This window comes from Mycobacterium sp. (assembly GCF_035640695.1).
GTDB lineage: Bacteria > Actinomycetota > Actinomycetes > Mycobacteriales > Mycobacteriaceae > Mycobacterium.
In genome coordinates, this window is sequence record NZ_DASQVQ010000008.1 from 1 (window position 1) to 12,477 (window position 12,477).

At 66.6% G+C, this 12,477-nt stretch carries 12 protein-coding genes; 5 read left to right on the forward strand and 7 right to left on the reverse strand.

Going from position 1 to position 12,477, the window contains the following annotated elements; genetic code table 11:
* The coding region (locus VE759_RS01340; protein WP_324927499.1) for a hypothetical protein at positions 1-429 on the forward strand (429 nt) is incomplete at its 5' end.
* A 120-nt stretch (positions 430-549) separates the two neighbouring features.
* Here the strand turns inward: VE759_RS01340 and glmS are convergent.
* Positions 550-2,418, reverse strand: a complete 1,869-nt coding sequence (glmS, locus tag VE759_RS01345; RefSeq protein ID WP_324927501.1) for a glutamine--fructose-6-phosphate transaminase (isomerizing) — start codon at positions 2,416-2,418, stop codon at positions 550-552.
* 55 nt (positions 2,419-2,473) lie between these two features.
* On the opposite strand from glmS, the gene VE759_RS01350 reads away from it, so the two are divergent.
* Positions 2,474-3,328: a hypothetical protein gene (locus tag VE759_RS01350; RefSeq protein WP_324927503.1), complete on the forward strand. Its 855-nt coding sequence runs from the start codon at positions 2,474-2,476 to the stop codon at positions 3,326-3,328.
* A gap of 7 nt (positions 3,329-3,335) precedes the next feature.
* On the opposite strand, the gene VE759_RS01355 is transcribed toward VE759_RS01350, so the two are convergent.
* The 6 genes from VE759_RS01355 to VE759_RS01380 all read right to left on the reverse strand — a co-directional run bounded on the left by VE759_RS01355 (position 3,336) and on the right by VE759_RS01380 (position 8,214).
* Positions 3,336-3,758, reverse strand: coding sequence for a PPOX class F420-dependent oxidoreductase (locus VE759_RS01355; RefSeq protein ID WP_324927504.1), 423 nt, complete (start codon positions 3,756-3,758; stop codon positions 3,336-3,338).
* Between the two features lie 40 nt (positions 3,759-3,798).
* The gene (gene glmM / locus VE759_RS01360) at positions 3,799-5,136 is read right to left on the reverse strand and encodes a phosphoglucosamine mutase (RefSeq protein ID WP_324927506.1); all 1,338 of its coding nucleotides are present in this window, start codon (positions 5,134-5,136) and stop codon (positions 3,799-3,801) included.
* A gap of 108 nt (positions 5,137-5,244) precedes the next feature.
* Positions 5,245-5,691, reverse strand: a complete 447-nt coding sequence (rpsI, locus tag VE759_RS01365) for a 30S ribosomal protein S9 (protein ID WP_324927508.1) — start codon at positions 5,689-5,691, stop codon at positions 5,245-5,247.
* On the reverse strand, positions 5,688-6,131 hold the full coding sequence (gene rplM / locus VE759_RS01370; protein WP_324927510.1) for a 50S ribosomal protein L13: 444 nt from the start codon (positions 6,129-6,131) through the stop codon (positions 5,688-5,690). Before rplM ends, rpsI begins: the two co-directional genes overlap by 4 nt.
* Positions 6,132-6,469: 338 nt before the next feature.
* On the reverse strand, positions 6,470-7,522 hold the full coding sequence (locus VE759_RS01375; protein WP_324927512.1) for a polyprenyl synthetase family protein: 1,053 nt from the start codon (positions 7,520-7,522) through the stop codon (positions 6,470-6,472).
* The gene (locus tag VE759_RS01380) at positions 7,519-8,214 is read right to left on the reverse strand and encodes a hypothetical protein (protein WP_324927514.1); all 696 of its coding nucleotides are present in this window, start codon (positions 8,212-8,214) and stop codon (positions 7,519-7,521) included. Before VE759_RS01380 ends, VE759_RS01375 begins: the two co-directional genes overlap by 4 nt.
* Before the next feature lie 129 nt (positions 8,215-8,343).
* Between VE759_RS01380 and VE759_RS01385 the strand changes: the two genes are divergently transcribed.
* The 3 genes from VE759_RS01385 to VE759_RS01395 are packed head-to-tail and all read left to right on the forward strand — an operon-like array spanning position 8,344 to position 12,464.
* Entirely contained in the window at positions 8,344-9,663 is a 1,320-nt protein-coding gene (locus VE759_RS01385) for a hypothetical protein (protein ID WP_324927516.1), read from the forward strand.
* On the forward strand, positions 9,656-10,345 hold the full coding sequence (locus VE759_RS01390; RefSeq protein WP_324927518.1) for a hypothetical protein: 690 nt from the start codon (positions 9,656-9,658) through the stop codon (positions 10,343-10,345). Before VE759_RS01385 ends, VE759_RS01390 begins: the two co-directional genes overlap by 8 nt.
* Positions 10,346-10,400: 55 nt before the next feature.
* On the forward strand, positions 10,401-12,464 hold the full coding sequence (locus tag VE759_RS01395; protein ID WP_324927520.1) for an FAD-dependent oxidoreductase: 2,064 nt from the start codon (positions 10,401-10,403) through the stop codon (positions 12,462-12,464).
* Positions 12,465-12,477: the final 13 nt, after the last annotated feature.

Genomic DNA, 12,477 nt, shown 5'->3' on the forward strand with positions numbered 1-12,477 from the left:
TTGAACGCGACCGCGGTGCGCTTTGATCCCGCCGTCGACTCCGGTCTGGGTGTGATCGGCATGGAGTTCGCCGAATCGGACGACTTCGGCGCGATCTCCCCGCTGAGTTTCGACGACGAAGAAGTGCTGGCCGGCATCGCCGAACTGTTGCGGCACTACGGGAAGACCCAGCGGTTCGGCGTGCGGTTGGCCCGCAACCCGCTCACGGTGTCGGAGCATGAGGTGCTCCTGGAAACCTGCGACATCGCCCACCGGACGCTGCGGTGCGACGTCAGTGCGCGTGACCGGCTCGGCGCTGAGCATGAGGTCATCGAGACGACCTGGCAGTGGAAGCCGGTCCATGACGAGAACGGGATGACCGTCGTGCAGGCGTGCACGACGACGTGCCTTCGGGGCGAGGAGAACCACAACATCCTGCACTCAAGCTAAACGCAGCGATCCGCGGCGGACCCACGGCTTATCTGGCGTAGGTTCGCCGCGGTGCTGTGATGCGGGGTCTTGATGGGGTGTGACGCCCGCTCCCAACGCTTGCGCGCCGCGCTATTCGCGCTATTCGACGGTGACGGACTTGGCCAGGTTGCGGGGCTTGTCGACGTCATACCCGCGGGCCTGCGCCACCGACGCGGCGAACACCTGCAGCGGAATCGTCGACAGCAGCGGCTGGAAAAGCGTTGACACCGACGGTATTTCGAACAGGTGGTCGGCGTGGGGCCGGACGGTATCGTCGCCCTCCTCGGCGATCACGATCGTGACCGCGCCGCGAGCCTGGATCTCGCGGATGTTGGACAGCAGCTTGGCATGCAGCACCGCCGAGTTCTTCGGCGACGGCATCACGACGATGACCGGCATGCCGTCCTCGATCAACGCAATCGGGCCGTGCTTGAGCTCGCCCGCCGCGAAGCCCTCGGCGTGCATGTACGCGAGCTCTTTGAGCTTCAGCGCTCCCTCGAGTGCGACTGGATAGCCGACGTGGCGGCCGAGGAACAGCACCGTCGACCGCGACGCGAACCGGCGGCCCAGCTCGGCGATGGGCTCGAGATCGGCCAGCACCCGGGAGACCAGCGTCGGCATCGACTCCAGCACCTGATATTCGCGGGCCACCTCGTCGGGGTACTTGGTGCCGCGCGCCTGCGCCAGGGCCAGGCCGACGAGGTAGTTGGCGGCGATCTGGGCCAGGAAGGTCTTGGTCGCCGCGACGCCGATCTCCGGCCCGGCACGGGTGTAGAGCACCGCATCGCATTCCCGCGGGATCTGCGAGCCGTTGGTGTTGCATATCGCCAGCACCTTGGCCTTCTGCGCCTTGGCGTGCCGCACCGCCTCGAGCGTGTCGGCGGTCTCCCCGGACTGGGAAATCGCGACCACCAGCGTGCTGCGATCCAGCACCGGGTCGCGGTAGCGGAATTCGCTGGCGAGTTCGACCTCGACCGGCAGTCGGGTCCAGTGCTCGATCGCGTACTTGGCAAGCAGCCCGGAGTGGAAGGCGGTGCCGCAGGCGACGACGAACACCTTGTCGATCTCGCGCAGCTCCTGGTCGGAGAGCCGCTGCTCGTCGAGCACGATGCGGCCGTCGACGAAGTGGCCAAGCAGCGTGTCGGCGACCGCGGTGGGCTGCTCGGCGATCTCCTTGAGCATGAAGTACTCGTAGCCGCCCTTCTGTGCGGCCGAGAGGTCCCAGTCGATGCGGAACGACCGAGCGCTGGCGGCGGCGTCCGCGCCGTTGAAATCGGTGATGCGGTGGCCGTCGGCGGTGATCACCACGGCCTGGTCCTGGCCCAGCTCGATCGCGTCGCGGGTGTGCTCGATGAACGCCGCGACATCGGAGCCGACGAACATCTCGCCGTCACCGACGCCGACCACCAGTGGCGTCGAACGGCGGGCGGCGACGATGGTGCCCGGCTCGTCGGCGTTGGCGAACACCAGCGTGAAATGCCCTTCCAGCCGGCGCAGCACGGCGAGCACCGAAGCGGGGAAGTCACCGGCCGTGTCGCCGCGGCGGTATTGCTGGGAGACCAGGTGCACCGCCACCTCGGTGTCGGTGTCGCTGGCGAATTCGACGCCGGCCGCCTCGAGCTCGCGGCGCAGGAGCATGTAGTTCTCGATGATGCCGTTGTGGACGACGGCGATCTTGCCTGCCGCGTCGCGGTGGGGATGGGCGTTGCGGTCGGTGGGACGGCCGTGGGTGGCCCACCGGGTGTGTCCCAGGCCGGTCTGGCCGGTGAGCTTCGCCGGATCGGTGGCCCGCACGGCGTCGTCGAGGTTGGCCAGCCGCCCGGCGCGGCGCCGGACCGTCAGCCCGCCGCGACCATCAATGAGCGCGATGCCGGCGGAGTCGTAGCCCCGGTACTCCATCCTGCGCAGTGCATCGACCACGACGTCGCAGGCGGGACGCCGTCCGACGTAACCGACGATTCCACACATAAGCCATCAGGGTAGTGGACCCTGTCGTGCCGAACCGGTCGGCTACGGTCATCCCATGGCGTCCACCCGCAAGCTCTTCGGTGAGCTGACTCGTCGCGGTCCACACCAGGTTTTGCGCGGTGACCTGGCCTTTGCCGGTCTACCGGGCGTGGTGTACACGCCCGAGTCCGGTCTGAACCTGGCCGGCGTTGCGTTCGGTCACGACTGGCTGACGGGCGTGGACCGCTATCTGGGCACGCTCGAGCATCTGGCGTCGTGGGGCATCGTCGCCGCGGCCCCCGACACCGAGCGCGGGCTGGCGCCGTCGGCGCTGAACCTGGCCGCCGACCTGGGCACGACGCTGGACATCGCCGCGGGCGTGCGGCTGGGTCCGGGCAAGATCAGCGTGCATCCGACCAAGCTCGGCGTGGTCGGGCACGGATTCGGCGGCTCGGCGGCGGCGCTGACGGCGGTACAGCGCTCGGGCAAGACCGGTTTCGTGCCGAAGACCGCGGTGGCGGTGTTCCCGACGGTGACCAAGCCGGCGGCCGAGGAACAGGCGGCGGGGCTGACCATCCCCGGTCTGGTGCTGAGCGCGCCCGGCGATCCCTACACGTTGCGCTCTAATGCCGTGGAGTTGGCCAGGGCGTGGGACGGCGCGGTGTTGCGCACAGTCAGCAAGGCAAAGGCCGGGGGCCTGAGTGAGGGGCGCCGGCTGGCCCGGGTATTGGGGCTGCCTGGCGCCGACCGAAGCACGCAGAAGTCGGTGCGGGCGCTGGTGACCGGATACCTGCTCTACCGGTTGGCGGGCGACAAGACGTACCGCGAATTCGCCGATCCGGAGGCGCGGCTACCGAGGACCGCTGCGGTCGATCCCGACGCCGACCCGGTCGACATCGAGGACAAGGTCGTCGCCCTGTTGAAGCCGTAGCGGCCGGTCAGCCGGTGACGTTGAACGCCTTGATGACCTTCGTCGGCCGGATGCGCACGACGAGTTCACCGGGGACGCCGTTGCGCCGGCCGAATTCCGCCGCGCGATCGTCGCCGACGTAGCGCCCGGCGATCCGGGTCGCGGTGTCGAGCAGTTGTTGCGGATCTTCGCTCGTGCCGGCGACGCCTTGCACCTGCACAAAGGAATATGGCGGACGCTCGTCGTCTACGGTCATCGCCACGCGCGAATCCCTCGCCAGCGCACGGCCTTTCGCGGTGTCCTTACCGGTGTTGAAGACGATATCGCCGTCTTCGACGATAAACCACACCGGAGCCACCAGCGGCCGGCCATCCGCTGCGAGATAGGCCAGCTTTCCGGTGCGAGTGCCGGTGGAAAGAAATTCGATCACTTCGTCGGAGAGTTGTTCCACTCCGACCACGCTAGGTGATATCGGGGCTGGTGGTCCGCGATCAATTCTGGGCACTGACGCAGGCGGCGACCCGATGCGCCACCTGCTTGGCGGTGTCCTCGTCGGGCGCTTCCACCATTACCCGTACCAGTTGTTCGGTTCCGCTGGGCCGCAACAGGATTCGCCCGGTGTCACCGAGCTCGGCCTGGGCATCAGCGACGGCGGCCCGTACCGACGGCGCGGCGGCCACGGTCGTCTTGTCGGACACCTCGACGTTGATCAGCACTTGAGGCACCGTGCGCATCGCCGACGCCAGCTCGCGCAGCGGGGTGCGGGTCTGCGCGATCCGCGACATCAGCCGCAGCCCGGTGGCGATGCCGTCGCCCGTGGTCGCCAGCGCCGGCATCACGATGTGTCCCGACTGCTCGCCGCCGAGCGCGTAATGCCCGGCACGTAGTTCCTCGAGCACGTAGCGGTCGCCGACGGCGGTGGTGCGCACCTCGACGCCGGCCGAGCGCATGGCCAAATGCAGACCCATGTTGCTCATCACCGTCGTCACGAGCGTGTTGGACGTGAGCTCGCCGGCTTCGCGCATCGCCAGCGCAAGGATGACCATGATCGCGTCGCCGTCGATCACCTCCCCTGCGGCGTCGACGGCCAGGCACCGGTCCGCGTCGCCATCGTGGGCCAGACCGAGGTCGGCGCGGTAGGCGATGACCGCGGCGCGTAACCCGTCGATGTGGGTCGATCCGCAGCCCTCGTTGATGTTGAGGCCATTGGGCTCGGCGTTGATCGCGATCACCCGGGCGCCGGCGGCCTGGTAGGCGTGCGGCGCGGCGGCGGACGCGGCGCCGTGGGCGCAGTCGACGACGACGGTCAGCCCGTCCAGCCGGGTGGTGACCGCCTTGCCGAGATGGAGCAGGTATCGCTGCTGGGCGTCCTCCGCGTCCAGCACGCGGCCGATCGCGGCGCCGATCGGACGTCCGCCCGGACCCGCGGCGACAAGTTCTTCGATGCGGTCCTCGGTCGCGTCGTCGAGCTTGTGGCCGCCGGGCCCGAACACCTTGACGCCGTTGTCGGGCATCGGGTTGTGCGACGCCGAGATCATCACACCGAAGTCGGCGTCGTAGGCGCTGGTGAGGTACGCCACCGCGGGGGTCGGTAGCACGCCGACCCGCAGGGCGTCGACGCCCTCACTGGTCACGCCGGCGATCACCGCGGCCTCAAGCATCTCGCCGCTGGCCCGGGGGTCGCGGCCGATCACGGCGACGCGGCGGCGCGATCTGCCCGCGGTGCCGAGGCGACGCGCCGATGCCGCGCCGACGGCCAGCGCCAACTCGGCGGTCAGGTCGTGGTTGGCGACTCCGCGGACGCCGTCGGTGCCGAACAGTCGACCCATGCCGACAAACTTCTCACAGTTGGCCCGCGAAGACACAACCGACGAGGTTATCGGCCATCCCGCCGCCGAACCGATACGCGAACTCGACCTTTATCCGCGAAACAGCGGTCAGCGCTTCGAGTACTGCGGCGCCTTGCGGGCCTTCTTCAGGCCGTACTTCTTGCGCTCGATCGCCCGCGGGTCGCGGGTGAGGAAGCCGGCCTTCTTCAACGCGGGCCGGTCATCGGGCTGTGCCAGGATCAACGCCCGGGCGATCGCCAGGCGCAGCGCGCCGGCCTGCCCGGACGGGCCACCACCGTCGAGGTGGGCGTAGATGTCGAAGCTCTCCAGCCGGTCCACCGTGACCAGCGGGGCCTTGATCTGCTGCTGGTGCACCTTGTTGGGGAAATAGTCTTCGATGCTGCGGCCGTCGAGGTTGAACTGCCCGGTGCCGGGCACCAGGCGCACCCGAACCACGGCCTCCTTGCGACGGCCGACGGTCTGGATCGGGCGGTCGATCGCGACGGGCGCGGGCGCTTCGGTCGCTTCGGTGGTCTGCTCCGCGGACTCAGTCACTGGCTCACCTGCTTGATCTGGTAGGCAACCGGCTGCTGTGCCTTGTGCGGATGGTCGGGCCCGGCGTAGACGCGCAGCTTGCGCTTGATCTGGCGGCCGAGCCGGTTCTTGGGCAGCATCCCGACGATCGCCTTCTCGACGACGCGGTCGGGGTGGCGCCGCATCTCGTCGCCGAGGGAGCGTGCCCGCAAGCCACCGGGGAAACCCGAGTGGCGGTAAACGAACTTGTCGTGCAGCTTGTTGCCACTGATGGCGACCTTGTCGGCGTTGACGACGATGACGAAGTCGCCACCATCGACGTTGGGTGTGAACGTCGGCTTGTGCTTACCGCGCAGCAGGTTGGCTGCCGCTACGGCGATCCGGCCGAGCACGACGTCCGTGGCATCGATGACATACCACGACCGTGTGGTGTCACCTGCCTTCGGCGTGTACGTGGGCACAGCGCATACCTTTCTTCCTCTCGGGTGGATCCCCGCATGGATCGGGGTGCCGGTCAGGCGTGTACGGCTGGGGTGGTTCTCGGCGACCGACATTGACCCGAGCCCCTCGTTGCGCACCGCGCCACGCCAACCCAGCAGCTTACCGGCGGGCGTATGCGCTGGTCAAAAAGCCTGTCCGGGCGAGTGTGAGGTGGCGGCGGCGAGTGTGAGGTGGCGGCGGCGAGTGTGAGGTGAGGGCGGCGAGTGTGAGGTGAGGGTGTGTCCGCCGGCGCGGTGGGTTGGGACCGTGCTGCCAACGGGTTTTCGCCAGTGGCCAACTCGGCGACGCGACGGGGAGCTCACCGCCAGCGCGCCCACACATAGGGAACGAGTGCGCGAAGGAAGTCGAGATCGGGACCGGGGTGGGCATCGGCGAAGGCCTGCTCGAAGTATTCCTCGGCGACAAACAGAATGCCCTCGGCGTATTCATTGGTGAACGCGATGCTGCCGTAGTCGTCCATCAGTTGCCGGATTGTGCGCACCAGCTCCGGCGACCGCTCGGCTCGACTCCGGCCAAGATAGTCGCGGACCAGGGCGAGGTCTGCACCCTTTGCGACGCTGAGGAGATGGACCAAAGGCAAGGTTCGCTTGCCCTCGTAGAGGTCGCCGAGGATTTCCTTGCCGTACATGAGCTCATCGCCGATGAGATTGAGCAAGTCGTCGCGGATCTGGAATGCCGCTCCGAAGTGGAACCCGAACCGCACCAGCGGTGCCAACTGCGCCGTACCGCGCGAACCGACCATCGCGCCGACGCGCAGTGGGTGGATGGTGGTATACCAGCACGTCTTGTGCATGATCAGCTCGAGGTAATCCTCGGGGCTCAAATCGGAGACATTGTCGTGCTGCCAACCGACTTCGGTCGCCTGTCCCTCGAGTGTTCGGATCGCCATCGTGTCGAACTCGCCCATCACCATGTCGGCCAGATCGCGATCCAGCCGTTGTATCGTCCGCCTCAGCACCTGGTTCGCCACCACGGCGATGGCATCGCCCGCATTCAGCGCCGCCGCGATTCCATGCTGCGCCGCCAAAGTCGGCCTGCCGCGCCGCATCTCACTGGCGTCTGCGACGTCGTCATGGACAAGAAAAGCGTTGTGTAGCAACTCGATTGCCACTGCGATGCCGAGAAGGTCATTGGGGTCCGCGCCGAACGCCCGGCCGGCCGACAGGCAGAGCGCGGGCCGCAACGCCTTGCCGGGTCTGGATGGGTACTCACGCATCGGCGCATACAGCCAGCGGCTCGGTTCGCCGTCAGGCATCGCGTCGAGCATCGAACGCCGCACGAACCTCGACACCTCGCGCAGCCGAGCATCGACCGCGGCAACCAGCTCTGCACGGTCGGCAGTGCTCGTCATGACGCGCGCGGCGGCACGTCAAGGACGACGGGCAGCCAAGCGTCGGGGTGGCCGTCGACCAGCAGCGTGCCGCGGTACCTGGAAGGCTGAACACCGGGTGCGAGGCGAACTGTCACACGAACGCCGCGGCTGGACAGCGCAGGCATCGGCACGACATCGGGCTCGAACCCGACAACGGCCGAATCCACCGACCGGCCGTCATGAGAAACCAGGTCGCTGCACCGCAGTCGCACGTCGCCGAGGTCGTCTCGTCCGCCATTGTGTAGCCACACCTCGCTTGCGGCCGCGCCCGACGTATTCGCGTGCAAGCACACCTCATTTCGCACACCGGGTTTGGCGAAATCCAGCGTGGCAGCACCCCCGGGTGTTAATCCGGCGCCGTTGAGCGATTGCGTCATCTGCGCCAGCAATCGCTCCCATAGCGAAAGAAGCCCGTTGACTTCTTGGCCCGACCGCTTATTGGGCTCCGGCCGCTGGTCATCGACACGGGCGTGCTCGTCGGGAGCCTTCACCAGCCGATTGACGACCTCCGACGCGGCGCGAAAGCCGCGGGCTTGGATCGCCGTCACCGCACGCATATTGATCTCCGGGTCGAACACCGACGCCCAGGGCAGGTCGGCAATGCTGCCGTCGCTGCTGCCGTCGCTGCTGCCGTCGCTGCTGCCGTCGCCCTCGAACCTGCCACTGCCCACGGCTTCCTCCCCAATTTCCACCCGACCGCAAGACAACCCGTGGTTATGCTAAGTCGGCAAATAGCGGGAGGCGGGGCGATGCGAATAAATCACTCACTATTGCGCGTTTATGGCGCAATTGACGAGGCCGTGAGCAACTCGGGTTCGGCCGCCGTCGCGGAGACCGTTGAAAGGTATTTGCCCGGAACCACCGGCGTCGGGCAGCGCGGTTGGTACGGGGAAATACAGCGACTGGCCGCGAGGTTGCCGCGCGACGCCGACGACGAACCGCTGAGGTTCCCAAGGCTTGATACTGCGTTCAAAGACCTTACCCAGGCTGATGTTGGCGTTCCGGAAGACGACGAAACCCTCAGCACCCGCGACGCCGCGAACCTGCTCTATGCCACCACCATCCTCAGGAAGATCGGGGTTGAGGAGGTCGGCGATGAACACCTCGAAGGGTGCCTGAACCTCGTCCGTCCGGAACAACCCGCCCCCGATGCCACCCGGCAGTTCAAAGGTTTGGTCGATGACATCACAGGGCGGGAGCAATGGTCGGAGAGGATGCAAAGCGCATCCGCCGACAATCTGGTATCCCCCGCGGCGGCTTGCGTCGAGCAACCCTGCACCGGATCACTGCGGAAGGTGAACGGTGAATATTGCTCGGTGCTGACGACGGAGTTCGATGACGAGACCGTCTCGGTGGACCAAATGAAGAACGTCGTAGACCCGCTCAACTGGCACTTGACGTGCAGCTTCTTCCGCAGTATGACCCCGCCTCGGGACCGACCGATCAATGACCAAGGCTGGAGTCGGGTGATGGAGGAGGTGGGCACCGACTTTCGCCTCAAGACCGCGTTGAAGTATTGGAAGGGCGTTCTTCCCGACGGTGGGATCTTCGTCAATTACGACTTGGACGACGACCGGACCGGAGATGACGGTCTGGTGCAAGTCGACTCCGGCTATATCGTTGTGCAACCCCTTGTGGCACAACAAACTTCAGCGCTGGGCGTGCGGGTCCACACGAGCAAAGAAGTCCGGATTCAAGGGGTGAGCCCGACCGCGACGGCCGCGATGTCGTGTCTACTCGGCTGGGCCGACATGGGACGTGAAATGTTGCTCAATGCCACCAAAATCGCCCCGGAGAGACTGACGAAGTGGTCCGCGTCGAAAGAGCTTGCTCCGCCGGTCAAGACGGTCGGACGCGATCGGGTTCCCCCACTGACGGTGCCCCAGTCGGTACGTGCCGACCTCATCGAAACGACGGCATCGGGCATGAAGGACTACCTTTTCCGCGTCGAGGATTGGGTCGACGATTTCATCGACAAGTGGCGAAACGGGCTGACGCCCGACGAGATTGACGAGCTCGGAGCAGACCTCGGACACGAGATAACCCAATATTGGCGAAGCGCGTTCACGCGCGCGGTGGATACCGTACGGCCGCGGATGGAAGGAACTAAAGGTGAGTGATGCCGCGGAAACCAACAAGGAGTTCGCTGCGACCGCGCGCGAAACCGTTGATGCGATAGAGGCGTTGGCGAAGGAGGTGTCCGGCCAAGTCAGCGCAAACTACTTCACGCTCGGGGCGATGATTCGGTCGATGGCCAAACTTGCCAGCATTGCTGGGGTCAGCGGACTGCGTTTCGCCGAGGCTGCGCTTGAAACACGGCTGGACGCCGGGCAGATGCTTGTCGCGGACAACCTGGCCACGACGGCGAGGCGGATGGTCGGGCAAGCGAGATACGTGGCGGAGGAAGCGTCGAGCAACATCAGCGCGAACTCATACGGCGTCAATGCCTGGGTCAGGTCGCTGACCAAGCTGGCCGACATCGGCATGATGGGCGGGATCGAAATGGCCCAGACGGCGGCGATCGGCCCGGCCAGCTACGGATCGCCGGCATTCATTTCCGATGTCTTCAAGGCGAGCCCGAGCAATGACGATCGGTTGCTGCGGATGGCCGAGTTGTTGAAGCGGCCGGGCACGGCCGACGAGATCCCCGAAAACCGCGTCACGGTGCAGCCGCAGCGCCTCAAACCGGGCGCGACCGACTTCTACCTGGTGGTAGACGAGGAGAACCTGCAGAGCGGGGTTTACCTGGGCACAGTTAAAGTCGGAGAGGACGAAATCGTTCCCGTCGCGATCAGGCTGTGACCGATTCATCTTCTGCCGCAGCCGATTTGCCGCTGCTGAGCCCGCCAGCCACTCGATGAGTCGTTCGAAAGAACGCGTCGCCATCCTGGGCGGCGGCATGGCCGGCCTGAGTGCCGCCTGGCGGCTGAGCGAACCCGGCTGGCATGACCGCTTCGAGTCCATCACGGTGTACCAGCGGGGCTGGCGTCTCGGTGGGAAGGGAGCGTCCAGCCGGGGTGAGAACGGCCGAATAGAAGAGCACGGCCTGCACGTCTGGATCGGCTCCTACGAGAACGCCTTCACGCTGATTCGCGAGTGTTATGCCGAGCTCGACCGCGCTCACACCGACCCGTCGGTGCCGATCCTGACCTGGGATCAGGCCTTCGTGCCCGCCAATGACGTCGGGGCGGCCGACCGCTGGCAGGGCGATTGGCAGGTCGTGCTGGGGCGGTTCACGCGCAACGATGAGCTACCCGGGGAACCGGATGCCGCCGGCGGCGAGATGACCGTGGTGGGGTTCCTTCAGCGAGCATTGCAACTGATTCTCGACTTCTCCGACTCACTGCGGCAGGTCAACAACCCGGGCCTCGCGCTGTCGTCCCGCTCAGACCCACCGCCGCCCGGACGATTCCTCGACGCGGTGCAATTCGGCGTGCTCGCCGCCTTATCGGCCGTCTCTGATCCCCGGGCGCACGGGGATGCGCAACCCGGGCTGCTGACGCGCGCCCTCGACGCGATCCGCACTGCCCTGGACTACGAGCATCGAGCCGACCACCGATTGGCCTGGCTACTGATATCGCTGCTGACCGCGACGGCACGCGGAGCCATCGTCGACAACCTCGTGACAGATCCGCGCGGCCTCCGGGCCGCCAACGACGAAGACTTCGCCGAGTGGGTGCTGCGTCACGGTGCGCATCCGGACGTGGTCGAGTTCCCGGTGCTTCGCGCCATGTACGACATGACATTTGGCTACGAGGACGGCGACCTGACCCGGCCATCGGTTGCCGCGGGTACCGGCATGCTGCTCGTGTGTCTGATGCTTTTCACGTACAAGGGCGCGATCTTCTGGAAGATGACGGCGGGCATGGGCGACGTCGTCATGGCTCCCCTCTACGAGGCGCTTCGAAGACGGGGTGTCAGGTTTGAGTTCTTCCATCGGGTCGACGGCATACACCTGGATCAGCGTCGTCAATGCGTCGAGGCGATCACCATCGGCCGCCAGGTCCGGCTTGCCGACGGCGTCGACCACTATGAGCCATTGACCAGGGTGCGCGGCCTTCCGGTCTTTCCGAGCAGGCCGTTGGCCGAGCAGATCGAACGAAAGGACGGCGTCGAGAGCCTCGAATCGCACTTCGGAACGCGCGACGACGCCGAGACCCTGGTGCTTCGCCGGGGAGTTGACTTCGACCGGGTCGTCCTGGCGGTTTCGCTCGGGATGGTCGAGCTGGTCGCGGCGGAACTGATCGCCGACCGGCCGGAATGGCAGGACATGACGAAGCACCTGCAAACTATCGCCACCCAAGGCTTGCAGCTTTGGCTACGCCCGGACCACGAGGCGCTCGGCTTGATAGCCCCAGCGGTGACGGCAAGCGGTTACCTACCACCACTGGACACCTTCGCGTCGATGCCGCAGACGCTGTGGGCCGAGGACTGGTCAGAGCAGGACCGGCCGGCCACCGTGGCGTATTTTTGCGGCGCCTTCGACGCCCCGTGGCCGTCCGCCCGTGAGGGGGCCGACTACGTTCGTGACTGCCGACGCCGGGCATCAGCCATAGCGCTGGGCTTCCTCGACCACGACGTCGGTCTCTACGTGCCCGGAGCGGTCAATGAGCAGGGCTTCGCGTGGCACCTGCTGACCGGTGCCGACGGCCAGCGCGGCGACGCGGCCCTGGCCACCCAGCACATCAGCGTCAACATCGATCCATCGGACCGCTACGTGCTCTCGGTGCCCGGCTCAGACCGGTACCGCTTGCGGCCCGACGAGGGCGGGTACGACAACCTGGTTCTCGCGGGCGACTGGACCGATTCCGGGCTGAACTCCGGATGCATCGAATCGGCAGTGCTCTCCGGCCTCCAGGCGGCCAATGCGATCCTGGGCCGTGGCCGCTTTCACCGCATCCGGGGCTATTACCTGCCATAGCACAGCTGCCGTA